Origin of the sequence: Thiothrix litoralis, from assembly GCF_017901135.1 — a bacterium.
GTDB lineage: Bacteria > Pseudomonadota > Gammaproteobacteria > Thiotrichales > Thiotrichaceae > Thiothrix > Thiothrix litoralis.
Genome location: NZ_CP072801.1, coordinates 3562501 through 3589303, shown reverse-complemented (window position 1 = coordinate 3589303; position 26803 = coordinate 3562501). Strand labels below are relative to the sequence as shown.

27 protein-coding genes and 2 rRNA genes (1 of these 29 cut by a window edge) are annotated in these 26803 nt (G+C 53.9%); 13 read left to right on the top strand and 16 right to left on the bottom strand.

The window, feature by feature from the left end; translation table 11 throughout:
- Positions 1-6: 6 nt before the first annotated feature.
- The 3 genes from J9253_RS17400 to J9253_RS17390 are packed head-to-tail and all read right to left on the bottom strand — an operon-like array spanning position 7 to position 1503.
- Entirely contained in the window at positions 7-399 is a 393-nt protein-coding gene (locus J9253_RS17400) for an RNA-binding S4 domain-containing protein (RefSeq protein WP_210222135.1), read from the bottom strand.
- Positions 375-842 carry a YcgN family cysteine cluster protein gene (locus J9253_RS17395; protein WP_210222134.1) on the bottom strand — a complete coding sequence of 156 codons (468 nt, stop codon included), beginning with the start codon at positions 840-842 and terminating at the stop codon, positions 375-377. Before J9253_RS17395 ends, J9253_RS17400 begins: the two co-directional genes overlap by 25 nt.
- Complete coding sequence (locus J9253_RS17390) at positions 832-1503, bottom strand: hypothetical protein (protein WP_156946905.1); 672 nt, start codon at positions 1501-1503, stop codon at positions 832-834. Before J9253_RS17390 ends, J9253_RS17395 begins: the two co-directional genes overlap by 11 nt.
- Before the next feature lie 121 nt (positions 1504-1624).
- Between J9253_RS17390 and J9253_RS17385 the strand changes: the two genes are divergently transcribed.
- Positions 1625-2920 carry a type II toxin-antitoxin system HipA family toxin gene (locus tag J9253_RS17385; protein ID WP_210222133.1) on the top strand — a complete coding sequence of 432 codons (1296 nt, stop codon included), beginning with the start codon at positions 1625-1627 and terminating at the stop codon, positions 2918-2920.
- Positions 2920-3243, top strand: a complete 324-nt coding sequence (locus J9253_RS17380; RefSeq protein WP_051543502.1) for a helix-turn-helix transcriptional regulator — start codon at positions 2920-2922, stop codon at positions 3241-3243. The genes J9253_RS17385 and J9253_RS17380 overlap by 1 nt, the downstream gene beginning before the upstream one ends.
- Here the strand turns inward: J9253_RS17380 and J9253_RS17375 are convergent.
- Positions 3185-4090: a LysR substrate-binding domain-containing protein gene (locus J9253_RS17375; protein WP_210222132.1), complete on the bottom strand. Its 906-nt coding sequence runs from the start codon at positions 4088-4090 to the stop codon at positions 3185-3187. The two genes, J9253_RS17380 and J9253_RS17375, sit on opposite strands and share 59 nt — an antisense overlap.
- Positions 4091-4194: 104 nt before the next feature.
- On the opposite strand from J9253_RS17375, the gene J9253_RS17370 reads away from it, so the two are divergent.
- Positions 4195-5079, top strand: a complete 885-nt coding sequence (locus tag J9253_RS17370; protein ID WP_028490062.1) for a bifunctional sulfate adenylyltransferase/adenylylsulfate kinase — start codon at positions 4195-4197, stop codon at positions 5077-5079.
- Between the two features lie 69 nt (positions 5080-5148).
- On the opposite strand, the gene J9253_RS17365 is transcribed toward J9253_RS17370, so the two are convergent.
- The 3 genes from J9253_RS17365 to exbB are packed head-to-tail and all read right to left on the bottom strand — an operon-like array spanning position 5149 to position 6757.
- Positions 5149-5949 carry an energy transducer TonB gene (locus J9253_RS17365; protein ID WP_210222131.1) on the bottom strand — a complete coding sequence of 267 codons (801 nt, stop codon included), beginning with the start codon at positions 5947-5949 and terminating at the stop codon, positions 5149-5151.
- A complete protein-coding gene (exbD, locus tag J9253_RS17360; protein ID WP_210222130.1) occupies positions 5946-6326 on the bottom strand; it encodes a TonB system transport protein ExbD in 381 nt (126 codons plus the stop codon). Before exbD ends, J9253_RS17365 begins: the two co-directional genes overlap by 4 nt.
- Positions 6323-6757, bottom strand: coding sequence for a TonB-system energizer ExbB (gene exbB / locus J9253_RS17355; RefSeq protein WP_028490059.1), 435 nt, complete (start codon positions 6755-6757; stop codon positions 6323-6325). The genes exbD and exbB overlap by 4 nt, the downstream gene beginning before the upstream one ends.
- A 170-nt stretch (positions 6758-6927) precedes the next feature.
- On the opposite strand from exbB, the gene J9253_RS17350 reads away from it, so the two are divergent.
- Positions 6928-8631, top strand: coding sequence for an AAA family ATPase (locus J9253_RS17350; RefSeq protein ID WP_210222129.1), 1704 nt, complete (start codon positions 6928-6930; stop codon positions 8629-8631).
- A gap of 14 nt (positions 8632-8645) precedes the next feature.
- Here J9253_RS17350 and J9253_RS17345 read toward each other — a convergent pair whose 3' ends face one another.
- Together J9253_RS17345 and J9253_RS17340 are read right to left on the bottom strand one after the other, a co-directional pair.
- Positions 8646-9107, bottom strand: coding sequence for a rhodanese-like domain-containing protein (locus tag J9253_RS17345; protein WP_210222128.1), 462 nt, complete (start codon positions 9105-9107; stop codon positions 8646-8648).
- 38 nt (positions 9108-9145) lie between these two features.
- Positions 9146-9520, bottom strand: coding sequence for a hypothetical protein (locus tag J9253_RS17340; protein WP_210222127.1), 375 nt, complete (start codon positions 9518-9520; stop codon positions 9146-9148).
- 159 nt (positions 9521-9679) lie between these two features.
- Between J9253_RS17340 and J9253_RS17335 the strand changes: the two genes are divergently transcribed.
- Positions 9680-9874 carry a YgaP family membrane protein gene (locus tag J9253_RS17335; protein ID WP_210222126.1) on the top strand — a complete coding sequence of 65 codons (195 nt, stop codon included), beginning with the start codon at positions 9680-9682 and terminating at the stop codon, positions 9872-9874.
- Between the two features lies 1 nt (position 9875).
- Here J9253_RS17335 and J9253_RS17330 read toward each other — a convergent pair whose 3' ends face one another.
- Complete coding sequence (locus tag J9253_RS17330; RefSeq protein WP_210222125.1) at positions 9876-11438, bottom strand: sensor histidine kinase; 1563 nt, start codon at positions 11436-11438, stop codon at positions 9876-9878.
- Positions 11439-11577: 139 nt separating this feature from the next.
- Here J9253_RS17330 and J9253_RS17325 point away from each other — a divergent pair, with 139 nt between their 5' ends.
- The gene (locus J9253_RS17325) at positions 11578-13755 is read left to right on the top strand and encodes a malate synthase G (RefSeq protein WP_210222124.1); all 2178 of its coding nucleotides are present in this window, start codon (positions 11578-11580) and stop codon (positions 13753-13755) included.
- A 78-nt stretch (positions 13756-13833) separates the two neighbouring features.
- Here J9253_RS17325 and recQ read toward each other — a convergent pair whose 3' ends face one another.
- A complete protein-coding gene (gene recQ / locus J9253_RS17320; RefSeq protein WP_210222123.1) occupies positions 13834-15660 on the bottom strand; it encodes a DNA helicase RecQ in 1827 nt (608 codons plus the stop codon).
- Between the two features lie 100 nt (positions 15661-15760).
- Between recQ and hemW the strand changes: the two genes are divergently transcribed.
- Complete coding sequence (hemW, locus tag J9253_RS17315; protein ID WP_228291416.1) at positions 15761-16909, top strand: radical SAM family heme chaperone HemW; 1149 nt, start codon at positions 15761-15763, stop codon at positions 16907-16909.
- Positions 16910-16911: 2 nt separating this feature from the next.
- Positions 16912-17109, top strand: a complete 198-nt coding sequence (locus tag J9253_RS17310; protein WP_210222121.1) for a CPXCG motif-containing cysteine-rich protein — start codon at positions 16912-16914, stop codon at positions 17107-17109.
- Here the strand turns inward: J9253_RS17310 and J9253_RS17305 are convergent.
- Genes J9253_RS17305 through J9253_RS17295 form a run of 3 tightly spaced genes read right to left on the bottom strand, consistent with a single transcriptional unit; the run spans position 17106 to position 20154 of the window.
- Positions 17106-17798 carry a phosphatase PAP2 family protein gene (locus tag J9253_RS17305; RefSeq protein WP_210222120.1) on the bottom strand — a complete coding sequence of 231 codons (693 nt, stop codon included), beginning with the start codon at positions 17796-17798 and terminating at the stop codon, positions 17106-17108. The two genes, J9253_RS17310 and J9253_RS17305, sit on opposite strands and share 4 nt — an antisense overlap.
- On the bottom strand, positions 17795-19222 hold the full coding sequence (locus tag J9253_RS17300; RefSeq protein WP_210222119.1) for an ArnT family glycosyltransferase: 1428 nt from the start codon (positions 19220-19222) through the stop codon (positions 17795-17797). The genes J9253_RS17305 and J9253_RS17300 overlap by 4 nt, the downstream gene beginning before the upstream one ends.
- A 2-nt stretch (positions 19223-19224) precedes the next feature.
- Entirely contained in the window at positions 19225-20154 is a 930-nt protein-coding gene (locus J9253_RS17295; RefSeq protein WP_210222118.1) for a lysylphosphatidylglycerol synthase transmembrane domain-containing protein, read from the bottom strand.
- Between the two features lie 58 nt (positions 20155-20212).
- Between J9253_RS17295 and J9253_RS17290 the strand changes: the two genes are divergently transcribed.
- The 5 genes from J9253_RS17290 to lptG are packed head-to-tail and all read left to right on the top strand — an operon-like array spanning position 20213 to position 25657.
- Positions 20213-21211: a glycosyltransferase family 2 protein gene (locus J9253_RS17290; protein ID WP_210222117.1), complete on the top strand. Its 999-nt coding sequence runs from the start codon at positions 20213-20215 to the stop codon at positions 21209-21211.
- Positions 21211-22767: an ArnT family glycosyltransferase gene (locus J9253_RS17285; protein ID WP_210222116.1), complete on the top strand. Its 1557-nt coding sequence runs from the start codon at positions 21211-21213 to the stop codon at positions 22765-22767. The genes J9253_RS17290 and J9253_RS17285 overlap by 1 nt, the downstream gene beginning before the upstream one ends.
- Positions 22764-23519, top strand: a complete 756-nt coding sequence (locus tag J9253_RS17280; protein ID WP_210222115.1) for a phosphatase PAP2 family protein — start codon at positions 22764-22766, stop codon at positions 23517-23519. Before J9253_RS17285 ends, J9253_RS17280 begins: the two co-directional genes overlap by 4 nt.
- 6 nt (positions 23520-23525) lie before the next feature.
- Entirely contained in the window at positions 23526-24593 is a 1068-nt protein-coding gene (lptF, locus tag J9253_RS17275; RefSeq protein ID WP_210222114.1) for an LPS export ABC transporter permease LptF, read from the top strand.
- Positions 24590-25657, top strand: coding sequence for an LPS export ABC transporter permease LptG (gene lptG / locus J9253_RS17270; RefSeq protein WP_210222113.1), 1068 nt, complete (start codon positions 24590-24592; stop codon positions 25655-25657). The genes lptF and lptG overlap by 4 nt, the downstream gene beginning before the upstream one ends.
- 220 nt (positions 25658-25877) lie before the next feature.
- On the opposite strand, the gene rrf is transcribed toward lptG, so the two are convergent.
- Both rrf and J9253_RS17260 read right to left on the bottom strand, forming a co-directional pair.
- Positions 25878-25993, bottom strand: a 5S ribosomal RNA gene (rrf, locus tag J9253_RS17265).
- A gap of 126 nt (positions 25994-26119) precedes the next feature.
- A 23S ribosomal RNA gene (locus J9253_RS17260) occupies positions 26120-26803 on the bottom strand (it continues 2144 nt past the right edge of the window).

Here is a 26803-nt window from a genome sequence, read left to right as displayed (position 1 = left end):
TAACGGTCACCAGCTTTGCTTGAATTTGTCGATCATGCGGCGTTCGCGCTTGTCAGGCTTTTTCACCGCAATATTGACGCCATGTAAACGGCGCTCTTCAATCACGGCTTCGCGCTCTTCACGGTGATGTTCCGACTCTGCGTACAGCAAACGGGCTTCGACAGCCGGGCGACGGCGTTCATTCACACCCAATACTGTCACCACCCAGGTTTCAAAACCTTTCTTGATGCGCAGCTTGTCGCCGGGGCGTATCGCGCGTGCCGGTTTTACCCGCTCATCATTGACCCGCACATGCCCACCGTCAATCGCTTCAACGGCGAGTGGGCGGGTCTTGAAAAACCGCGCTGCCCACAACCACTTATCCAGGCGTTGGCTTACATTTTCTTCTTCAGCGGCCATGTGACGACCCGTTCCTCCCAATCTTCTTCATTAACCTCGGCGGCGTAAGTGAAACGCCCGATCACCGATTGTTTCATGCGGTGAATACTTTGTCTGTCACCCGATACCAGATGGTGCCACGACGGCAGGTTTTTGCCTTCGTGCAGCAGGCGGTAGGCGCAACTCGGCGGCATCCAGTACAACTCATCCAGATTATCCGGCGTCAGGTGCAGGCAATCGGGAACCAGCGTTTCACGGTTCGCGTAATCCTTGCACTGGCAGGTCGTGCCATTCAGCAAATCGCAGGCAACGTCGGTGTAATACACGGTGCTGTCTTCCTCGTCTTCCAGCTTGATCAAGCAGCACTTGGCGCAGTTATCGCAAATGCTTTCCCATTCCGCTTCGTTCATCTCGGCGAGGGTCTTTTGTTTCCACCACGGCAGGGTGCGGGCATTACTTGTCATATTGATCCTTCGGCGATTTGGCTGCCAATAAGCCCTGTTTGAGTGCTGCAAAATGTTGCTTGGTAGCGTAATAAAATACTTCTTTGCCATCACTATTCATGAGAATAGCCAAGCCTTTTGCTGGGTAGAACCAATATTCAACCGATTCTTGCGTGGAAGGCAAACGTTCATCCGGTACGCCAAAACGCGCCATGACAATATCGGGGTCATAATCAATCACCGGCATGTAAATCAGCTTATCCATCCGCAAACTATCCGTAACCTTGATGTTACCTTCGGACAAGGTGTACTTCCATTGTCCACTTGCCATGCCCTCACGCTTGGTGTTTTCCTGTTGAAACTTGTCCAGCATCGGACTATCGGCCTGCATTTCCGCAATAATCTTCGCCTCAAACAAACCCACCCGCTGCGTACCAAAATAGGCTTCCAACGTGCGCTTACCGCTTTCGTGCGCAAATACTGCCATTTCCGGGAAACTGTGGAAACGCTCGATCACATCTTTAAGCGTCGCCGTTCCCACATCCAAATGGAACACTTGCGGGTTGCCATCCGGCGACAAGGTGACTTGCCAAGGCAGATCTTCGGGATGTTGAGGGGAGGAGTCGCAGCCGGTCATGCCGAGGGTCAGGGCAAGCAGGCTGGCGGGTAATGCGTATTTCATGCAGAAACCTTTCAAGAGACGATACCGCGCATCATAACGCAGTTTTACCTACAAGGCATTCATGCATTATAACGCGGAAATAGGCCATGTAACCCGCCTATTTCCGCGTTATAATGCAGAAATGAAAACAGATTGCACCTTTGAGCTTTTCCTCAACGGCACATGGCACAGTGTCGGCAGTATGGCATTGCTGGAATCTACCAACCAAGGTTCACAAGGTGCTGCCTATCTCGGTTATACCATCAATCATGCTATCCAGTACCCCGAATGCCGCGACGCCAACGCCCTGTCATGGACATTCCCGGTAAACCTGACACCCTTGCACACCCCCCACTGGCCGGGTTTCATCATGGACTTGTTGCCCCAAGGCTATGGGCGGCAGGAATTGCTACGACAACTGGGACTGCCCGAACGTGCCGAAACCCGCGCAGACTGGGTATTGCTCACTGCTGGTGCTGGCAACCCCATTGGTAATTGTCGGGTACGCGAAGCTCATGACTGGCTTCAGGTACGCAACCACAATCTCACCCCGCAAGGCTTTGCCCCCACAGATATTGCCCAACGCGGCGAAGGCTTTGCCGAACATTTGGCAACACACGGCCTATTTGTGGCAGGCTCTTCCGGGGTGCAGGGTGAATGGCCAAAACTGTTACTGACTGAAAACCATTCCGGGCAATTTTTCCTCGACCATACCTTGCCTGATAACGCAGCCAAACAGCATTGGCTGGTCAAGTTTGCACGCGGGCAAGATCCGTATCTGAATGAGATCCTGACGCTGGAAGCAGTGTGGATGGAACTCGCCCGTTTTCTGGGTTTGCGGGTACATGGCAAGCTTCAGCTACAGGAACGCGCCCTGTTCATCCCGCGCTTTGACCGCGAACGAACGCCGACAGGATTACAGCGCCATGCACAGGAAAGCCTGTACGCACTGTGCCAATGCAGCGGTTTTGGCGCACGCCTGACCCACAATACCGCCTGCGCCACATTGGCCAGTGCTGCAACCAATCCAATGGCAGAAATCGTCGAATACCTGAAGCGCGACATCGCCAATGTTGTGCTGGGTAACAAGGACAATCACGGGCGCAACACCGCTATTCAGCGCCGGGAAAATGGCTGGGTGGGTCTTACCCCACTGTTTGATTTCGCACCGATGGTGCTACACCCGGATGGCATTGCCCGTGCGATGCGCTGGGAAACCGCTGACCACGGCTCCCCCGACTGGTATTCCGCCATACGCCAAGCGGCTGAAGCCACCCAATTGCCGCTGGTTCCGTTACAGCAAGCTGTCACAGCATTCGCGCCGCTACTGCTGGCCTTACCTGATTTCATGCGTCATTTGGCCATTCCACCCCAAACGGTAGAACGCTTTGCCCCCGCCTGCCGTGATGCCGCTCAACAACTGGAGCAGTGCCACTAATGGACAAACGCTACACGCCCCTTTCCCCGATCGAGCAGCTTCAGCAACGCATTGCCCTGCTGGATACCGTCAAACAGCAGCCGGATATGCCACTGGCACAAGCCATCCGCCTGTTACGCACCGGATTGCGTCTGACCGTGCCGGAATATTCGCGCTTGACCGGGGTTGCGCCGCGAACCATCCATGCCATTGAAGCGGGTAATGCCAACCCCTCCGTCAACACCGCCAACAAACTGTTACAACCGTTTGGCTTAACCTTGGGTATTACGCATACCACTCCTCGCTCTCCCCCTGCTCCACCAGCAAGTCCACCATTTCCGTGATGTATTGCTTGAGGTACTTGTTTTTCAGCCACGCCACGCGGGTGGTGGAAACCGGGAACAGGTGCGACAAATCGCGCAACACCAGATCGTCGTCGTGGATATGCGAATACGCCATCTTGGCAATAATGCCTGCGCCGAACCCCAGCCGCACATAACTGACAATCACATCCGTATCCGTTGCGGCAAACGTGACATCCAAATGCAGCCCAGCATTGCGGAAAGTATCATGAATTTTGGAGCGCCCGGTAAACCCGAAAATGTAGGTCAGCACCGGGTATTTCGCAATCCGCTGCAAACTCAGCTTGCCCTCACTTAAGGGATGACCATCCGGCAACACCAGCCCGTGGTTCCAGTCGTAACATTTGCGGCTATCCAGCGCGGCATCGTTGCCCAGCTCCTCGGTGCAAACCGCAATATCGGCCTTGCCGTCGTGCAGCATCCGCACCAGTTCCACCGGCGTGCCTTGCAGGAAATGAATAGCGACATCGGGGTAACGCTGGCGGAATTCCAGCATGACTTCGGGCAGGAAATACTTGGCTTGGGTGTGGGTGGTGGCGATGCGGATTTCACCACGGGTTTGCAGGCGGAAATCGTCAGCGACCGCACGGATGTTTTCCAGCGACTGCTCGATACGGTCGAGTTCCTGCACGATGGCTTTGCACACTGGGGTTGGTTCCACCAGCCGCTTACCCTTGCGCTCGAAAAGCTGCATCCCCAATTCTTCTTCCAGCAGCCCCAACTGGCGGCTGACAGCGGATTGCACAATGTAATGCTGATCTGCCGCCCGCGACACATTCATGCCATTGTTCAACAAGGTTTTAAGCAGACGTAATTGGAACAGCTTCATGCTTTATCGCTTTTTAAGATAATCATATCGAATTATAGCGTTTTTCATAATGAATGCATTCCCCCATAATCGTCTCCATTGAAAGATTACTGGAGGTAAACCTCATGAGCATCCTGCACAAAATTGTCGACCACAACGAAATCAGCACGCTGGAATTGCTGCTGAACGGTGCATTTTCGCCCATGCCAGGCTACCTGAATCAGGACGACCACAGCAGCGTATTGCGCCACAACCGACTGGCAAATGGCACACTCTGGCCGCTGCCACTGGCACTAGCCCTGACCCCGGCAGAAAAACGTGAAGCCCAGCTCAGCGGGCGCATCGTACTGGTGGACGGTCAGGAACGCCGCGCCATTGCTGAAGTCGCGGTGGACAGTTTCTACCGCCTGCCTGCCGAGCTTGCCACCCTGGCGCAAGCCTTTGATGCCAAGCGCACGGCGGATACTTGGTATGCCAGCGGCACGGTTACGCCGTTACAGAAAATTCTCCACCCAGCCTTCAACAGCCTGCGCTTCAGCGTCCCCGCCTTGCGCCAAAACGTGCAAGACTGGAACAGCATTATCGCCGTGCAAGCTGCGCCTACGCTGGATACTGATGACCTGCGCCGCGCTTGCGAATGGCTGAGCGACACTGAAACCGGCGGCGGTTTGCTGGTACAAATCGGCATTAACGAAGCCGCCCCTGACTTCCACAACCAAGTGCGTGAGCTGCGTAATCAGGTCAAATGCACTTCTGCGCGTCAGGTAAAGCTGTCGCTGCTGCCGTGTGTGGAAGGTCTCGGTGAAAAGCGTTGCCTGTTGCTGCAAGCCTTGGTGAGCCGCAATTATGGCGCTACCGGCTTTGTGGTGGGCAAGCACATTTCGCCCGAAGCCCGCCGCTGGTTGTTACAACATCATGATGAAATCGGTCTGGACATCATTCCGGTACGGGCGCAACGCGCCGCCGCCGTGAAACAGACCGTGCGTCATCCACTTTGTGAAGCTGCCTGAGACTTACCTACCTCTCCTCAGGTTGCGCGATCCGGTACGGGCTTCGGCCCGTATTTTTTTGCCTGCATTTTACCAATCCAGCTTGAAATTCACTTTCAGCGCAAAATCCCAGCGAGCCTTGTGGATTTGCGGGGGAAACGGCAAGGCGCCAGACGTGGCCTTGACCGCCTGCACCGCTGCTTTATCCAGCCAATCATTGCCGGAACTCTGGCTGACTCTTGCCCCGCTGATCGTGCCATTTGGCAATACCGTGAAAGACACCGTGACAGTGCCTTGCACTTCGGCTTTTTCTGCCATGCGCGGGTATTGCTTGCGGGCAGCAATCAGGCTTTGCAATTTCTGACGGTAAGCGGCTTCTGCGGCGGCATTATTTGCTGTTGGCGCAGGGGCAGCGGCTGGCTTCGGCGCGGCGGCGGCTACACGCGGGGTTGCCCGTGGCGCGGGTGCGGCCACAGGTACTGCAACCGGGGCAGCTACTCGCGGGGCTGGTGCAGGGGCGGCTTTGGGCTGAGGCTCTGACCTAGGTTTCGGCCGTTCCCGCTGCTTTTCTGGCTTGGGTTTGGGTTTTGCTTCAGGCTTTTTCACCGGCACAGGCTTGCTGACAGGCTTGGGTTTGACTACCGGCTCGGGCTTCGGCTTATCGACAGGCTTGGGTGGTGGCGGCTTTGGTGGCACAACCGGCGGTGTTGCTATCGGCTCAGGGGGTGCTGGTTCGGGTGGCGCTGGCTGAAATTGGGCAAGCGATAGTTTAATCGGCTGCTCTTCCGGCAACCCTAGCTTATCCTGCCACAGCAACACCGGCAGTGCTGCCAGCAGCAGCGCCGCGTGCAGCAAGGCGGAAAGGCCGAACCCGGTCAGATGACCTTTCACTGAGGGTGCTCGGTCTGGATGGAGACTTCCGCAAATTGCTTGGCCTTCAACACATCCACCACGTCGATGAAATGCTCAAAAGCCGCCACTTTGTCGACCCGCAATAGCACCGGAGTGGTATTAGGGTGGGCATCGAGCTTGCTGGCTAGTGCTTCCGCTGTGATCGGCGTTCCCTCGAAAAAGAGCTGATTTTGCGCATTGATGGCGATTTCCAGCACCTTTTCGTCGCCCTTGGCTTGTTCGCTGTGCTCGGCTTTGGGCAAATCCACCGGGATCATTCCTTGCGAGATGAAAGAAGCGGTGGTCAGCACGATGGCGAGCAGCACCAGCATAACGTCGATGAAGGGGATCATGTTGATCTGGTCGAAACGTTTCATGCGTTTTTCCCATCCCGCAGCGCTTGCCAGCGGGCGGTCAGCACGTCCACTTTGCGCAGCAAGCCGTTGTAGAACATGATTGCCGGAATCGCTACCAGCAGCCCCGCCGCTGTCGCTTTCAACGCCAGCGCCAAGCCCAGCATGATGGCATTGACTTCGATCTTACCGCCCTGCCCCATCGTGTAAAACGTCACCAGAATCCCCAGCACTGTTCCCAGCAAACCCACGTAAGGCGCATTCGAGCCGATGCTGGAAAGGGTGGTGAGGTTGCGCGTCAGGTCGATCTTCAGGGTTTCAATGTGGTCGAACTGCTGCAAACTGACTTTATTGAGGTACAGGTAACGCTCAATCACCAGCGCCAGCATGACGAAGCTCATCAGGCCGAGCGTACCCAGCACCAGATAATCCAGATTGGCTTGTAAAAATTCCATGCTCCACCTTTAATCACAATGACTACCGACACTTCAGCAAGCAACCATAAATGGCTTTTAGCTTCTTAGCAACAGGATAGCCTTACGGCTTCGCATACTTGAGCGGGCAAATCTGGGAACGGCGGACACGTATGCTAAACTGAAACCTTCGGAACAGTCGGCATCGCGCAATGAACCTCAAAATTCCCTACGGCGAAAGTAATTTCAAGACGGTCATCACGGGTGGCTATGTTTACGTCGATAAAACCTGTTATATCCCCACGCTGGAAGAAAGCGGCAAGTACCTGTTCCTCATGCGCCCGCGCCGTTTTGGTAAAAGCCTGTTTCTGTCAATGCTGGAATATTATTACGACATTGCTTACCGCGATGCATTTGACACCCTGTTTGGCACGCTTCATATCGGGCGACACCCTACCCCGCTGCACAACAGCTACCCCGTTCTGTTCATGGATTTTAGCGGTATCGACACCGATAGCGGGTACGATGGGATTTATGCTGCCTTTAACCGCAAAGTTGCCAATGCCTTGCTGAGCTTTCTGGAGCGTTATGACTACCCATTAGCCGCACAACAACAGATACAAACTGAAATCACCCCGCAAAGCCGCTTGGAATCCTTCCTGCGCATCCTTGACAACGCTCACCAGAAATTCCTGTTGCTGATCGACGAATACGACCACTTTGCCAACAGCGTCCTGGCTGATGATCTGCAACTGTTCCAGAAAATCATGGGCAAAGGCGGGTTTGTACGCAGTTTTTACGAAGTGCTGAAAACCGCGACCCAGCGCGGCACGCTTGACCGACTATTTGTCACCGGAGTCACCCCGGTAATGCTCGATAGCATGACCAGTGGCTTCAATATTGGTGTGAATTTGTCACTGCATGAAGATTTTAATGAAGCGGTGGGGTTTACCGAAGCAGACGTTATCACCTTATTGCAACCGCTGGCGGATACCTGCCCTGTATCGCTGGAAAAACTGCTGGGTGATGCCCGTGCTTGGTACAACGGCTATCGCTTCAATCTCAAGGCAGAGCAAAGCGTTTATAACGCCAATATGCTGCTATATTTCGTCAAAAACTTTGACCGCAAACGCTGTGAATACCCCAAGCCGATGCTGGATGAGAACATCGCTTCGGATTACGGTAAGATCATGAAACTGTTCGCCATCGGCAACCGTGATGACAATTTCACGGTGCTGGATGAATTGCTCAATGCCGGTGAAGTACAAGCCACACAGCGGCGCAAGTTTGAGTTTGACAAAGGCTTTGACCGCAATGATTTCATCAGCCTGATTGCGTACATGGGGTTTATCACGCTGGTGCGCGAATCGCTGGCGGGGCAGGTGTTTGCGATTCCCAATCACGTCATCCGCGAGCTGTATTTCCAATACTTCAAGGTCGAGATCGAGCGGCGCAACCACATCACCATTTCCGACCGGACATTGCTGCTGGCGGTGGAAAAACTGGGCTTGTATAGCGACATCCAGCCGCTGGTGGCGGAACTGGAACGGGTGCTGCAATTGCTGTCCAACCGCGATTCACTGTATCTGGATGAAGAACACATCAAGACGATTCTGCTGGCGTTATTGTACCAATCTCCGGCGTATTTTATCCTGAGCGAACGCGAAATGGATAAAAAATACCCCGATATTTTATTGCTGGAGCGTAACCCTTATCAGGTCAATTTCCAGCATTTGATTGAACTGAAATACAACAAAAAAGGCGATGGCGACAAAGGCTGGGAAGCGAAAAAACAGGAAGGCATTCAGCAAGTGCAAGGCTATTTGCAATTACCCAGCATTGCCGCGCTCAACAACTTGAGCGCGTGGCTGATCGTTACGGATACGCAACGCGTGGAAGTACTCAGGCTGGCTTAAAGACGAAGTACCCCTTATTGGCGCACCACCGCCTTGCCTTCCTGAATCCAGCCCATAATACCCTTCGTGACGTTATAAACTTGCTTGTAACCCACTTGCGTCAACATCTCCGACCCGGCGCGAGTACGGTTGCCAGTACGGCAAATCAGCACTACCGGCTTATCCAGCGGCGCGACTTTTTGAAGTTTGGCGAGGAAATCCGGGGCCACCGCACCATCCCGCCCAAACAAAGTAATCGGGTGGCTGCCTGCCACGACACCCGTTTCCTGCCATTCTTGCGGCAAACGAATATCCACCAGCGTTACTTTTTCATCCAACAACGTTTGCAACTCGGCGTTGGAAACATTGGTCACTGACCCCTGTTGCGTAGCGGAAGCCGCCTGATTTGTGCCGAGACTCTCAGCCTTGGAACAAGCCCCCAAACTGACTACCGCACTGATCGTGATTGCCAATGCGAAAAATTTAACTGCGTACATACTTACAAAGCTCCAACATTAAAACGTATTTTAATAAGTCAATCTTTACTGAAAATGCCATTATTGGTGATGATCACCCGGTTAACCCAGTTACTTGATAATTTACCCACGCAAGCCTCGGTTTTTTTGCCATCGGGTAATTGCACTTCCACGCTGTAGCCCCTGCCCGGTTCATGGTTGAGGGTGACCCAGCGGGTTTCGCCCACCTGCAACTGGGTGAGAAGGATTTTTTCCTGACTGAGATCGTTACCGTGTTCTATTTTCAGCAGAGGAAGGGTTTCCTCGCGCATATTGACGATTTCCACAAACAACGGACGTGCCGGGTACTGTTGCCCATACCACAACATCATGGCAGCCACACCAAGCACCACACCACCCATGCCCGTTAGCAGCAACTGTTTGAAATCCATCATAATGATTTATGCCTGAGATACATTAAAGGCGCATCATTCCTGACAAATGGTTACACTGCATTGAGATGGGTCAATTGTGATTATTAATAAATACTAATATACTACGGCTTCAAAAGATATATGTACATTTAAACACCTGACCCCAACAAGGAGTTCACTATGACTTTGAGTAACGCAGTACAAGTTTTCGCAGGCGCCATGATCTTGGTAGCACTATTGATCGGCTCTCTCGGCTACGGCACTTTCTCCGTGCTGTTTTTGGCCTTCATCGGCATCAACCTGATTCAATCCGCTTTCACCGGCTTTTGCCCAGCGGCAATGGTTTTGAAGAAACTGCCTTTCGTCAAAGCCTGATTTAGTTCACGGGCAGGGTAAACGAGAACGTTGCACCCTGCCCCGGTTCTGACTCTACCCACAAGCGTCCACCGTGTGCCTCGATAATCGAGCGGCACAATGACAAGCCAATCCCCATGCCGTTATTGCCCTTGGTGGTGACAAACGCATCGAAAACCTGCTGCTTGAATTCCGCCGCCATCCCCGGCCCCGTGTCGGAAATATCCACCTGCACAAAGCCTTCTTTATTCACAAAACTGCGCACCAATACCTGACGGCGCTGGCTGATAATTTCCTGCATCGCTTCAATGGCATTACGCACAATGTTCATGATCACTTGCTGGATTTGGATCACATCAATAGAAACATCCGGCACAGCATCATCCAGCTCCAGCAACAGCGGCACATTCAGCTTCTTGCCGCCGGTTTTGGTGAGATGCAAAGCTTCGTAGATGACCTGTTCCAGACACGCCTTCACCTTGTGCGGCGCTTGCTTGCGCACCAAAGTCCGCATACGCCGGATGATTTCCGAAGCACGCAAGGCTTGCTGCTGAATGGAACGCAGCGGTTCCTGCAAGCGTTGCGACTCTTCCCCTGACTGGATCATGCGTAAACAGGCATTGGCGTAATTCGCCACCGCTGCTAACGGCTGATTGATCTCATGGGCAATCCCCGATGCCATTTCCCCCATCGTATTCAGATTCACCATGTGGGCAAGCTCGCTCTGGTGCTGGTTAGCCTCTTGCTGCACCTGTTCACGCAAACGCTCTTCTGTATCCAACTGGTAAGCCAGCCGGATAATAATCAGGATGATAGCCAACACCATCACCGACGCCAGCAGTGACTCGACTTGCGTATGCGTCAAACCCGACACCAACAACATGGGCAGCCAACCCAACAACGGCGGCAGCAATGCCATCAGGAACATGACCCGCTGCACCACCAAACCACCGGAGGCATCACTCGCCATGATACGGAAAAAGCCTTGCTCGACCTTCGCCAACAGAATCCCCCAACCCACCAAGGCAAACGCCGTGGCGGTAGGCAATGCCATCCCCTCCGCCCCCGTCAGGACTTCAAACATGTCTTCCTGATGGGCGAAACCGAAAAACACCGTTACCAGCAACATCAAACTGATAAACGCCGCCCATTGCGCCACACTGATCAGGATTGGGCGCTCAAGGCCAAGGAAAAACAAACCGATACAGGTCAGGATAAATGCCACGCCCGTTTGCGGCGAATCCCTGAAAGAGGCCAAATCCAGCAACCACAAACCGTCAACCAGATGCCAATAACTCAGCAGCATCACCACACCTAGCACAATTCCGCCCAGTGCCAAGCCTTGCCCACTCCAGCGGCGCAAGCGCGACGAATGTTCCGGCTGCAACAAAAACAGCGCCGCCCCGGTAAACAGGAAAGAAACCGCCGCCCCCGGCGTCATGATCGGCAAGCCTGCTGACACCTGATACAAGGCTGTCAGGCCATTAGCCCAGCCAAACAACACCACACTGCCCAGCAACATCACGCTGAAAGCCGCCAAACCAGACAGCCGGTGTAAAAAAGCAAGGTGGTGGTTATTCTGCATAATCGAAGGCATTTAAATGACGGATGCTAAACATTTTAATCTTCATTATTGAGAATTCCAATTTTTGCCGCTGCCCATATTGGGTTATAACCGGACAATGTCGACAATTTTGTTTGTATTTCTGAGAGGATCGTGACGAATGGGCAACAGGATTACCGTTGGTAGTTTACAAGTGTCAACACTACTGCATGACTTTGTAACACAACAAGCCTTACCGGGTACTGGTTTGGACGCAGCAGCTTTCTGGGCAGGTTTGGAGGCCATTGTAACACGCCTAGCGCCTCGCAACCGCGAACTGCTGGCTAAACGCGACCAGATGCAGGCGCAAATTGACGCTTGGCACATTGCTAATAAAAGCACATTTGATTTCGCCACTTACAAAGCGTTTCTGCAAGACATCGGCTATCTGTTGCCGGAAGGTGAAGCCTTCAACGTCACCACCGCCAATGTGGATGTGGAAATCACCCAAACCGCCGGGGCGCAATTGGTCGTTCCCGTCATGAATGCACGTTTCGCCCTGAATGCCGCCAATGCGCGTTGGGGTAGCCTGTATGACGCGCTGTATGGCACGGATGCGATTCCTGACACCGACGGCGCAGCCGCAGGCAAAGCCTACAACCCGGTACGTGGCAAGAAAGTTATCGACTTTGCCCGCAACTTCCTCGACGAAGCCGCACCACTCTCCTTCCTGTCGCACCACAATGCCAATGGCTATCGCGTCGATGAAAGCGGCTCGCTGGTTGTGGACATGATCGGCGGTTCCGTGGTCGGGCTGCGTGATGGCAACCAATTTGTCGGCTACCGTGGCACGGCGGATGCACCTTCCGCCATCCTGTTGCGCAACAATGGCTTACACTTTGAAATCCAGATCGACCGCGACGGCATGATCGGCAAAGAAGATGCGGCTGGCGTGAACGACATCCTCATGGAAGCCGCCCTCACCACCATTATGGACTGCGAAGATTCCGTGGCAGCGGTGGATGATGTCGACAAAACCCTGATCTACACCAACTGGCTCGGCCTGATGAAAGGCGACCTCAGCGAACAGGTCAGCAAAGGCGGCAAAAGCTTTACCCGTGCGCTCAACCCTGACCGCGACTACACCGCACCGGATGGTTCCACCGTCACTCTACCGGGTCGCAGCCTGCTGTTCATCCGTAACGTCGGTCACTTGATGACCAACCCGGCGATTCTCGACAAAGATGGCAACGAAATCCCTGAAGGCATCATGGACGGTTACATGACCGGGATGCTGTCCATCCACAACCTCAACGGTAGTGCTAAATACAGCAACTCGCGCACAGGTTCGGTTTACATCGTTAAACCCAAAATGCACGGCCCCGAAGAAGTCGCCTTCACCAACGAACTGTTTGGCAGCATCGAAGACGCGCTGGGCTTGCCACGCAATACCCTGAAAGTCGGCATCATGGATGAAGAGCGCCGCACCACCGTCAACCTGAAAGAGTGCATCCGTGCTGCCAAGGAACGGGTCGTGTTCATCAACACCGGCTTCCTCGACCGTACCGGCGACGAAATGCACACTTCGATGGAAGCAGGCCCGATGCTCCGCAAAGGCGACATGAAATCCGCCGCTTGGATCAAGGCTTACGAAGACTGGAACGTCGACATCGGCCTAGAATGCGGCCTGCCCGGTCACGCACAAATCGGCAAAGGCATGTGGGCAATGCCGGATCGCATGGCAGAAATGCTGGCAACCAAAATCGCCCACCCGCTGTCCGGCGCGAACACTGCTTGGGTTCCCTCGCCGACCGCCGCAGCCTTACACGCAATGCATTACCACAAGGTCAACGTGTTTGCGCGTCAGGAAGAGCTGAAAAGCCGTCCGCGTGCCAATATCGACGACATCCTCAGCATTCCGGTTGCGACCAACCCGAACTGGAGCGCGGCAGACATCCAGCAAGAACTGGACAATAACGCGCAAGGCATCCTCGGTTACGTGGTGCGCTGGGTCAATCAGGGCGTCGGCTGTTCCAAAGTGCCAGACGTGAATGACGTAGGCTTGATGGAAGACCGCGCTACCTTGCGTATTTCCAGCCAGCACATGGCGAACTGGTTGCATCACGGCATTTGCACCGACGCGCAAATCATGGAAGCGTTCAAGCGCATGGCCACCAAGGTTGATGCGCAGAACGAAGGCGACCCGACTTACACCAAAATGAGCGGCAACTTTGACAAGAGCGTAGCGTTCAAAGCCGCTTGCGATCTGGTGTTCAAAGGGCGTGAACAGCCGAACGGGTATACCGAGCCGTTGCTGCATAAGTATCGTCAGGAAGCGAAGGTCGCGTTGTTCTTCTAAACGCTAATTTATACGATTATGCGAAAAAGCCGCCCATTGAGGCGGCTTTTTGTGCATCATGTTGGATTGCTCAAAGGATTAACGCCCCAACACCACCGCCAAAAACGCCAGCCCATACTGTTCCAGCTTGCGCTCACCGATACCCGTAATACCCCGCATCGCCTCCAGCGTTTGCGGGCATTCATTCGCCATGTGCAACAAGGTCGCATCGTGGAAAATGACATAAGGCGGCACACCCTGCTCCTGCGCCAGCCGCAGCCGCAGGTTACGCAGTTCCTCGAACAAGGTTTTAGCGGCAGCAGACATTGCCTCAAATTCCGGCCGTGGCGCACGTTCGGCACGATTGCGTTCCCGACGCACCCGTTCGCGCTTCTGCTCCTTGCGCAAATGCAGCTCGATTTCACCGCGCAACAAGGGGCGGGAATTGTCCGTCAGGCGCAAACCGCCATGCCCGTCCACATCCACACTCAAATACCCCAGCGCAATCAATTGGCGGAAAATATTGCGCCATTCCTCTGGGGAATGCTCCGTGCCAATCCCGTAAGTCGAAAGCTGCTCGTGGCGAAACTGGCGGATGCGTTCATCATCCTTACCCAATAACACGTCGATGAGGTAATTCACCCCGAAACGCTGCCCGGTACGGTACACGCACGACAACGCCTTTTGTGCCGCCACCGCTGCTTCCCACACCTCCGGCGGATTCACGCAGTTATCGCAATTGCCGCACGGTTGCGGTGTTGGCTCACCAAAATAGCTCAACAACGCTTGGCGGCGGCAAGTGGTCATTTCGCACAAGCCCAACATGGCTTGCAGCTTGTGGTGTTCGATGCGTTTTTGCTGCTCGCTGGCGGTGGATTCCAGCATCATCTGCCGTAAGGTGATGACATCTTGCAAGCCGTAAGACATCCACGCATTCGCGGGCATACCGTCACGCCCGGCACGCCCGGTTTCCTGATAATAGGCTTCGATGCTTTTTGGCAGGCTCAAATGCGCCACAAAACGCACATCCGGCTTGTCGATGCCCATGCCGAAGGCGATGGTGGCAACGATAATCACACCCTCTTCGCGCAGGAAACGTTGCTGGTGATTGCGGCGCGTGTCTGCATCCATCCCCGCATGATACGGCAACGCGTTGCGCCCCTGCTTGGCTAGCCACGCGGCCGTGTCTTCGACCTTTTTGCGCGACAGGCAATACACGATCCCCGCGTCTTGCGGGTGATTGGCTTCGATAAACTGCCACAATTGTTGCCGCGCTTGCTGCCCTTGCTGGATGGTGTAGTGGATATTGGGGCGGTCAAAACTATTGACGTAAATATCAGCCTGTTGCAGGCGCAACTGCTCAATGATTTCCTGACGGGTACGCTGGTCAGCGGTAGCAGTCAACGCAATGCGTGGCACACCGGGGAAACGTTCCGCCAACACCGACAACTGCTGGTATTCCGGGCGGAAATCATGCCCCCATTGCGACACACAATGCGCTTCGTCGATAGCGAACAGGCCAATGCCCAGTGTGGAATGCAAACGTTCCAGCAACGGCAACATTTTCTCACTGAGCAAACGTTCCGGCGCGACGTACAACAGGTCAATCTCACCCGCCAGCAAATCACGCTCGACTTGCTGCACCGCGCCGTAATTCAGCGTGGAATTGAGATAAGCCGCCCGAATACCCAGTTGCAGCAAGGCATCCACCTGATCCTGCATCAAAGCAATCAGCGGGGAAACGATAATCCCCACGCCATCGCGCACCAAAGCCGGAATCTGGTAACACAACGATTTCCCGCCGCCGGTAGGCATCAGCGCGAGTACGTCATGGCCTTGCAGCAAGGAACCGATGATGTCCTTCTGGTTGAGGCGGAAATCGGCATAGCCGTAGGTATTGTTGAGAATGTGGTAGGCTTGTTGCATGGGGCTACTTTACTTCATTATTTCCCAGTCAGTTTAATCAATTCTGGAGGAAGTCGGAAACAATCCGCTACAATCGGTCGCTCCGCCCCCAGAGATGAGCATGACCCACATCCCCCTATCCCTCTACATCCACATTCCGTGGTGCATCCGCAAGTGCCCTTACTGCGACTTCAACTCGCACGCAGCGCCCAGCGGCTTACCCGAAAAACAATACGTGCAAGCCCTGCTCACCAACTTAGCTCAGGAATTGCCGCACATTTGGGGACGCAAGCTCGAATCCATTTTCATCGGTGGCGGCACGCCCAGCCTGTTTTCGGCGGAAAGTATCGACGAATTGCTGTGCGGTATCCGCGCCCTACTGCCGTTCCGCCCCAATATCGAAGTGACGCTGGAAGCCAACCCCGGCACGTTTGAGCAGGAAAAATTCAAAGGCTTTCGAGAAGCGGGTATCAACCGCCTTTCCGTCGGTATCCAGAGCTTCAACGCCGAGCATTTGCAGATTTTGGGCAGGGTGCACAACAATACCGAAGCCTTACGCGCCGCCGACATTGCCCGCAGCGCAGGCTTTGACAATTTCAATCTGGATCTGATGTTCGGCTTACCCAAGCAAACCCAAGAACAAGCACTGCAAGACTTGCAACAAGCCATCGACCTGAACCCCACACATTTGTCGTGGTATCAACTCACCCTCGAACCCAACACGCTTTTTTATAAACAACCACCCCCCATGCCCGACGATGATTTAGTTGCCGAAATGCAATTCGCAGGTCAACATTTAATCAATTTGTCATGTTATACTCAATACGAAGTTTCCGCCTATGCCAGACCGGGTTTTGAATGTCGGCATAACCGGAACTACTGGGAATTCGGTGATTACGTGGCTATCGGTGCAGGCGCACACGGGAAAATAACCAACCCCGCGCAAGGCAGCATCACCCGTTACCACAACCACCGCCAACCCGCCGAGTACATGCAACAAGCCAGCATCGGCGCAGCCCGCAGCGGTGAGCAAATCCTCACCCCTGCTGACCTGAGCTTTGAGTTCATGCTGAATGCATTGCGCTTGCGGGACGGTTTTCCCATAACATTGTTGACGGAACGTACCGGTCTGGCATTCCATCACCTCAAGGCGGGGCTGGATCAGGCATTGCAACGCGGGTTACTGGATGTTGAGGAGGGGCATATCCGCCCTACAGCAATCGGCTGGCAATTCCTGAATGAGGTTATTCAACTGTTTTTGGAGGATTAATCATGTCGCAGGTTCTAACCCACAGTAACATCACCTGCCCTTACTGCTATTCGGCCTTTAGTACCGAAATCGACATTACCGCAGGCAGTCAGGACTACTACGAAGACTGCCAGATCTGCTGCAACCCGATTCAACTCTTCATCCACATCGACGCTGACGGTGAAATCACCAGCATCAACGTAGAACCCGGAAATAGTTAAAGGCGGTAAGCCATTTCGCGGCGCGGGATGCGCATCACCGGGTAATACAACACCCACGCCGCGAACAACACCACCCAAGCTGACCACATTACGTCAGACAAGAAATGCCCTCCCGCCGCCATACGGGTCAGGCCAATCGCACAACCCAGCGACACACTCGCCACCAGCGCCAACCGTGCCCACTGCGGTTTACGTTCCCGCCATACAAACCAGAACGCCACAAACGCAAACCCAATCGAGCTATGCCCGCTGGGAAACGAGCGACCGTGACCGTTTGCCACCCAATACCCCGGCGGCGCATAAGCCTCCTGCCCACCGAGTTGAGCCACCTGCACCGGGCGCGGCCTGCCCCAGTTATCCTTGAACAGGCTATTGACGAGCAAGCCCGGCCCTACCAAAAACACCAGCAACACATAAGCCGCATACAAGCGCAACCGATACCAGCGGCGCAATACCGTGCTCGCCAACATGATCAGTAAACTGCCGCCCAACACGCTGCCTGCAATATACGGCACACCGTCGTAAAACACCGTTTTCCACACTGGGAAATCATCCAGCAACCAATGACCCGTTTGCTGGAACAGCCCCGCCACCGTCAAATCCCAGTTGGAAAACCAGAACACCAACGTCGATGCCGCCACCAGATTGAGCCACAGCCACAGTTGCGGGTATTTTTTCCAGAATTTCATGGCGACACCAGACCTTTGAAGTGTTTCAGCAGGAACACATGGTAATCCAGTGTATAGGTAGGATGAACATCGACATGTAACGGCTCCAGTGCCTGACTGGACTCGAAATAACCTGCTACATCAGCCGCTAATGGATTTTTTGTCACCAACAAGAAATCATCCCCAACCTTGCCATCCAACGTCGTCACCAGATCGTAATGGTGGCGTAACTGGTGTTGCGGGTTCCAGCTTACCCCGCGCAAACCTTGCGGGCGGGCGTAATACACCAGTTCGCTCAACACTTCGCGGCTATCCGACAACAAAATGGCCTGCGGGTATTGCTGCTGAAGTGCGAGGTATTGCTCCCCGATCGCATCCCATCCCTTCAAACGCTTATGCAAATCGGACTTGAGCAGGTAGTTCAGCGGCGCGGGGTGATAGGCCAATAAGCCCAACGAAATATTCAACAGCAAAGCCAAGGTCAGTAATTTCCAGTGCCCTTGCAACCACGCTGCGACCAGCAAGGTAGCGGCAACATACGTCGGTGCAGCCCAGTTGGCATTCGCCCGCCCAAACAATGCCTGTAAGGTAATGATCAGCAAAAACGGTAAGGCAAAACTTAGCAACAAGGCTTTGTGTGCCACCTTGCCCTTCATGATTACCCACGCCAACAAGGGGAACAACAAAATGCCAAACACCCCAAATTGCCCACCGATGAATTCGCTGAACTCATCCCAATGCAATGCCCCCTGCGTGCTTGCCGCAGCAATATCGGCCGTGTGCTTAAAAGTTGGAAAATCATGCTGCCAGTTCCACCACAGGTTCGGGGCAAACATCAGCGCCATCACCAGCACCGCGAACCATGCCCGCAGATTCAGCAACACATCAAAACGCCTCGCCACAACGACATACAACAGGGCGGAAACCAGAAAGATTCCCATGGTGTACTTGCTCAACATCCCTAAGCCCAGTGCCACACCCAGCAACAGCCAATCACCCCACGCATTGCTATCCAGCGCTGTCACGAAGGCATACAGCGCCAAGGTCCAGCAAAAGAACAGCGCCACATCGGTCGAAATTAGGGTAGAAGACAGGCTAACCGCAGGCAGGGTAATGAACAACACCGCCGCCAATAATGCCACTTTGGCATCAAACAAACGCTTGGCCAGCAAAAACAGTAACCCGGTACTCAGCGGATACAGCAACAAACTGCCCGCCCGTACACACACTTCGCTATCGCCGCACACCGAAGTGGTGGCAGCAATAATCGCCGCAATCACCGGCGGTTTGGAGTAATAGCCCCATTCGAGGTGTTGCGCCCAATACCAGTATTGCGCCTCATCCACGTACAGGTTCAGGCCACTGCTGGCCACCACCCATACCCGATACGCTGTTATGCCCAATAGCAATAACAGCAGAAACAGCCCAGCCCTACGTTCAATCATTATTACTTAGCTTTTAAGGGAATCAACCAGCCCACCAGTGCACCCACCAGTGAAGACCCCAATACGAACAAATGCACATTCACCGCGCCAATCGTCGCCGCATGGGCGCTGGTAACGGGCAACAAAGCCGCAATTACCCCGCCCTCATACGTTCCAAAACCACCGGGGGCATGAATCGGCAATACACTGGTCAATTCGCCACCGACCACGCCAGCCTGCAACATATTCCAGCTTACATCGGGCACGAACTGCCCCAGCAACCACGCCAGCGTTACCAGTTTTACAATCCAGTTTGCCCAGGTCATGCCCCAGCTACGCCAGAATTCGCTCCAGTTGTCCGGCAAACCGTACATGGCCTGCTGTGCCAACTCGCTTAGCTTGCCATCCTTGCCCGCAAACGCCACTTCAATACGGTTGCGCAACAGGTATACCACGATAGGCAACAGCATCCACAATACTACCAGCGGCACGGCTATCCGTTTCAGCGGCGTCACCACCAACAGCGGGTAAATCGCAAACGCCAAAATGGTATGCAAATCCAGAAAGCGAAACCACACCAAAGCCGACACCGAATACGCATAGCCTACATCAAAGTAACGCTTCATCATCACCGGAAAACTGATTTCCCCGGTACGCGCAGGCAGCAAATTATTCAGTGCGTTATGGATCAACATCAACCGCCACGTCTGCATCCACTGACCGCCCAACTGTTGCGGGAAGTAGTCATACATACGCCACGCCCGCAACGCATAACTCAGCACCAACAACGCCAAGGCAATCAAACCCTGCCCCCATCCAAACGTTGCCCACGGAGCCAGCACGGTTTTCCAGCCTATCCAGTACTCGACACCTGCAACAAACAGGATCAACACTAGCCAAGAAATCACCAATTTCCAGCGTGAAGTGGATGTATTGCGCTGTTCTGTCATCATTCACTCGCTTTAACGTATAATCCAATGCAGCATTGTAACCGAACCGGACATTGATTTAATGACAAATTCTCCTGATACCATCAGCATCATAGTACCTTTCTATAATGAGGAAGGTAATGTTCTGCCACTGGTCGAGCGCGTCACCGAAGCGCTTACTAACTTTGAATGTCTCTGGGAGCTGGTGCTGGTCGATGACGGCAGTTCCGACCAGACCCTGAAACGCCTGCGCGAAGCGGCAGATCAATTCGGCAGCCACATCCACGTTGTTGAGCTGCAACGCAACTTTGGGCAAACCGCCGCGATGCAGGCCGGTATCGACCAATCACGCGGCAGCCTGCTGGTAACGCTGGATGGCGACCTGCAAAACGACCCCGCTGACATCCCCGCGATGGTCAAAGAATTGCAGGAACGTGACCTCGACCTGTTGGTCGGCTGGCGCAAAAACCGCAAGGATACGCTGGTCTTACGCAAAATCCCTTCACGCATTGCCAACCGCCTCATCCGCAAAGTCACCGGGGTTTACCTGCACGACTACGGCTGTAGCCTCAAGGTTTACCGCGCTTCCGTGATGGAACGGGTACGCTTGTATGGCGAAATGCATCGCTTCATTCCTGCATGGGTTGCCACGACTGTACCGCCTTCACGCATCGGCGAGCGGGTGGTTAACCACAACGAACGCCTCAGCGGGGAATCCAAATACGGCATTTCGCGCACGTTCCGGGTGGTGATCGACTTGCTGTTCATGTGGTTTTTCATGCGATTCCGGGCGCGTCCGGGGCATTTGTTCGGCACGATTGGCTTGGCGTTTGGGATGCTGGGGATGCTGATCCTTACATGGCTGGGCGTCGACAAATTCATTCTGGGGAATCCCATTGGAGGCCGTCCACTGCTGCTGGCGGGGGTAATGCTGGTGATAACCTCCATCCAGTTCCTCACCACCGGCATTATTGCTGAAATGTTGGCGCGGGTTTACTTTGAATCCTCCAGTCGCGATGCTTACGTGATCCGCCCCAGCCGTGAGGAAGTGGTGGAACATGACTGGCACAAACCTAGCTGATGCGCGTTGCATCTGGCCTGCGGCATTGGTTGCTGCACAGCGGGGATGGCTTCCTGCTGCCGTTGGTGATTCTCGCGTTTTTCTGGCAACTCGGCACGCCAGCGCTGTTTGACCTGGATGAAGGGGCTTTCAGTGCGGCGACGTGGGAAATGCTCCAGCGCGGCGATTTCATCACGACTTTCCTGAATGGTGAACCGCGTTTCGACAAGCCTATCCTGATTTACTGGCTGCAAGCCATCAGTGTTTCAGCGTTTGGCTTGCACGAATGGAGTGTGCGCTTACCTTCAGCATTGGCAGCCAGCGCGTGGGTCACGGCGACGTATTATTTCGCTAAACCCCGGATGCCGCGTCGCAATGCGATACTGGCAGCGGTCATGGTGGCAACGTCCGCGATGATCGTCATCATCGGGCGGGCGGCAATTGCCGATGCGGTGCTGAACCTGCTGATTGCCCTTACCCTGTTCGATGTCTGGCGTTACTGGGAACAACCAACGCGCATGGTGTTGTTTCGGGTCTTTTTGTGGCTGGGGCTAGGCTTCTTGTGCAAAGGGCCGGTAGCCGTCGCGATTCCACTGGTAGTGAGCGCCTTTCTGTATATCAGCCACGGGCAGTGGAGAATCTGGCTAAAAACCGTGTTCAGCCCCTACGGTCTAGCGGTCTTTCTGGCGGTCGCGGCACCTTGGTATCTCCTCGAATACCAAGCGCAGGGACAGGCGTTTATCGACGGTTTTTTCTTCAAACACAATGTCAGCCGCTTCTCGGACACGATGGAAGGGCATGGCGGGGAAGTTTGGTATTACCTCGTGGCATTGCCGTTGATCATCATGCCGTTTGGCGGGTTGCTGGTGCAGTTGTTGAAGAACATCAGTGGGCAAGGCATCGAGCGCTTTCTTTGGTTCTGGTTTGCCTTCGTCTTTGTGTTCTTTTCGTTTTCCAACACGCAATTACCACATTACTTACTGTATGGGATCACGCCGTTGTTGCTGCTGCTCGCGATGCATTGCGGGGAAAATCCTAACCGTTGGCTGGCGGTTGTTCCCGCCGCACTGGTTGCGCTGGTCTTGCTGTTTTTGCCGGAAGTGCTGACGAGTGCCGTTGCGAAAAATCCGACACCCTATTTTCAGGGTTTGCTGGAGCAGTCACAACAAGTCACTGGGCTTTATTACCGGGTGGCAACAGGTATTTATTTACTGGCGTTACTGGCCTTGCTGTTGTGGCCTCAGGTGCAAAACCACCTGCGCTTGTTGGGGGTAGCGGTATTGCAGACTTTATTCCTTGGCAGCGTGCTGCTCCCGGTGGTCGCTTATACCCAGCAGAGTGCGGTGAAAGAAGCCGCGCGATTTGCCCGCCACTATCTCGTGGATTCGGTGATTGTGATGGATGGGGTAAACATGCCCAGTTTCACCACGTATCGGGAAACGGTTACGCCACGCCGAGCGCCGGTCGTGGGTGAATACGTGTTTACCAAGGCAGACTATTTGCAACCAGTAGAAAACTATCTGGTCGTATTCAAGCAGGGTGGTTTGGTGTTGGCAAAAAAGGTAAACGCACCGTGAGAGATGAAGCTGAAACCATCGGTGTGCCCGTCATTTTAATGCTATTGCTGGTCGCAACCCTTGAATTAAGCGGGCTGAATACCCCGTTGTTTTTGGCTGCCAAGCAACTCGCAGAGCTGTTTCCCGATGCGCTGTGGGCAAACCTGACGATTTTGGGGGATGCGCTGGTGGCAATGGTGCTCCTCAGCCTATTGGCCGGGCGCTATCCGGCCTTGCTGCCCGCTGGCATACTCGCGGGGCTAATCGCCACCTTGTGGAGCCGTAGCTTGAAAAATTTGCTGGAAGTCGAGCGCCCCTTGACGGTGTTGGGTTCACAGGTACACGTCATTGGTTCGGATTTGTTCAATTTCAGCTTCCCTTCCGGGCATACGACTGCGGCTTTCGTGGTTGCCGGGGTTTATGCCTTGGTATTACAACGTGACCGCGTAACCGCCGCGCTGTTTTGTGTGGCACTATTGGCTGGCTTCAGCCGTATCGCGGTAGGCGCACATTGGCCGATGGATGTGTGTGCTGGGGCTGCACTTGGGTGGTTTTCCGCATGGGCAGGGTGGAAACTCGCTGCTGGGTGGCACTGGAGCCGTTCACACCGAGGCCAACAAGTATTGGCGGCACTCTTCTTATTACTGGCGCTCGCGCTATTTGGGCTGAATACCGGCTACCCACAAGCCTTTTGGCTGCAAATGAGCATTGCCAGTGCCGCGACCCTCGCTAGCTTGTTGACCCTCTGGCACACTTGGCACAACACAACGTAATCCAATATGATCATTAATCGTTACCTGTTCAAGGAAATTGCCCTCAGCTTCGCTGCCACCTTGTTGGTATTGACGCTGATCATCGTCGGCAACACCTTTGTGCGCCTGCTGGCGGATGCCAGTACCGGCAACCTTCCCACCGATTTGGTCGGCAACCTGTTATGGTTCGGCTCGTTGAAACAACTGATCCGCCTGATTCCGGTCGCGCTGCTCATTGGTATGATGTTGGCTTTCAGCCGCTTGTACCGCGATTCGGAAATGGCCGCCTTACGTGCCGCCGGATTTGCACCACGCCATTTTTACCGCGCCATCTTCAGCTTTGTGTTGCCACTTACCTTGTTATTGGCGGTGTTGGTTATTTTCGTATCGCCGTGGCTGGAAACCAATAATGCTGAGTTACGCCGCGAAATCAATGAACGCCCGGAAGCAGCAGGCATCCCTTCAGGTGAATTCGTCAGCTCTGGCACGGCTGAGCGTAATTACACTGCCTTGGCCGAGGCTATCGACACTAGCCATACGGTGATGGAACGTTTTTTCATCCGCGTGAAAGACGGTAGTAATGAAGTGTTGATCTGGGCAAGATCCGCCGTGCTGTTCATTGACTCTGGTAGCGGTGAACGGGTTTTGCAAATCAGTGATGGCTACCGTTACGAATCCGACCCGGAACACGGGGGCATGACCGTCATACGTTTCGGTGAACACAGTATCCGCATTCCCCTGCGTGATTACACCTCCAGTAGCAGTCTCGCCTCGATGCCCATCGAGGAATTATGGCAACAGACCGACAACCCAGCACGGGCAGAGCTGCAATGGCGTATTGCCATCATTGTTTCTGCGCCACTGTTGGCATTGTTGGCGTTTCCACTCAGCTACACCGCGCCACGGCAAGGGCGTTACGGCAAAATTGGGGTGGCCATCCTTATCTATGCCGTCTATGCCAGTATTCTGGCAAGCGTGCGCGGCATGATGGAACGCGGGGATTTTCCCCAATTACCGGGCTTATGGTGGATACACTTGTTAGTGCTGGGCTTGGCCTTCTGGCTATTACGCAAATATTACGGGAAACCCTCATGAATTTTTTAGAGCGCTACCTGTGGAAAAGCGTCCTTACCAGTATCCTGCTTACCTGGTTCTCGCTCGCCCTGCTCGATCGGTTTTTCGCGTTCCTCGGTGAACTCGGCGATGTCAGCCCCGAAACGCAATACGGTAACTTGCAAGCCTTTTACTACATCCTGATGGGTACGCCCAAGTTGCTGTACGATTACTTTCCTACCGCAACCTTGATTGGTAGCTTGCTAGGCTTGGGTAATCTGGCGGCGAATAGCGAACTAACAGCGATGCGGGCAGCGGGTGTTTCGATCCGCCAGATTGTGATGATGACCTTGAAGCTCGGCTTGGTATTGGTCGTACTCATTTTTGTATTAGGTGAATGGGTTGCACCGCATACGGAACTCGCCGCCAGCAGTTTCAAATTACGAATGCAGCAGAAGCAACTGGCAGTCGGCAACCAGGGTATCTGGGTCAAGGATGGCAACCGCATCCTCAATATTGCCAAGCTGTGGTCAGAGCAAAAGATGGAGGGTATTTCAATCTACGAAATTAACCCGGAAGCAGGCCGCATCGACACGATTACCCACGCAGACCGGGCAGAACGGGATGCAAACGGTTGGATGCTATACGACCTTAATCGCAAGCATATTCAGGAAGATGGGGTAACACAGGAAGTATTGCCACAGGTTCATGAGGATAATCTGGTTCCTGAACAGGTACTCAGTATTGCAGCCGTTAAACCAAATCAGCTAGCGGCCAGCGAATTGGCGGACTTCATCCGTCATCAACGCGATAATGACTTAAACAGTAGCCGTTTTGAGCAAGCCTTCTGGCAGCATTTCACGACACCGCTCTCGACGCTGGTCATGCTGATCATTGCTGCACCTTTTGTATTCAGTTTCCAACGCAATGCCGGGGCGGGACAGCGGATTTTTATCGGTATCCTCATCGGCATCGTGTTCTTCCTGTTTAATCGCACGCTCGGTAGCATTGGTATTGTCTACGGAATCCCACCACTACTGTCAGCCACCTTACCATTGCTTATGTTCCTGCTTGGTGGGCTATGGATGTTGAAGCGGATACGTTGATAGCAACCTAAAGACAAAACAACATAACCAATCATAGCGCTAACAAGCAGTAGTGCTAGCCTTTGACATCCATGCAGATGTGTTAAACGCCCACGCTACCTTTCGGATTGTGCCCTTGGCATGAAGGGCTTTCACTCGCTGTTTTTACCTGACCTGATAAATGCTAGGCATAAAAAAAGCCCCGTCACGGAAAACCGTAGACGGGGCTTTTAGATTTGAAGCCTGGCATTGACCTACTCTCACATGGGGAAACCCCACACTACCATCGGCGATGCTGCGTTTCACTTCTGAGTTCGGGATGGGATCAGGTGGTTCCACAGCTCTATGGATACCAGGCAAACTGGCAAGGTTAAGAAGGGGATGCCGTAGCAGCCTTCATGACCTAAACTGGAAAAATATCAAGGGATACTTTAAATACTGGGTCAGATGTCATACATCTCTAAATAGACCATTTTGGGTTATAGAATCAAGCCTCACGGGCAATTAGTACTGGTTAGCTACATACATTACTGCACTTCCACACCCAGCCTATCAACGTCGTAGTCTCCAACGGCCCTTTAGGACCCTCAAGGGGTCAGGGAGATCTCATCTTGGGAGGGGCTTCCCGCTTAGATGCTTTCAGCGGTTATCCCGTCCGAACATAGCTACCCTGCAATGCCACTGGCGTGACAACAGGAACACCAGAGGTTCGTCCAACCCGGTCCTCTCGTACTAAGGTCAGCTTCCCTCAAATCTCCAACGCCCACGGCAGATAGGGACCGAACTGTCTCACGACGTTCTGAACCCAGCTCGCGTACCACTTTAAATGGCGAACAGCCATACCCTTGGGACCTGCTTCAGCCCCAGGATGTGATGAGCCGACATCGAGGTGCCAAACTCCCCCGTCGATATGGACTCTTGGGAGGAATCAGCCTGTTATCCCCGGAGTACCTTTTATCCGTTGAGCGATGGCCCTTCCATTCAGAGCCACCGGATCACTAAGACCTACTTTCGTACCTGCTCGACTTGTCTGTCTCGCAGTCAAGCGTGCTTATGCCTTTACACAAACCTCACGATTTCCGACCGTGATTAGCACACCTTCGCGCTCCTCCGTTACTCTTTAGGAGGAGACCGCCCCAGTCAAACTACCCACCATGTATTGTCCCC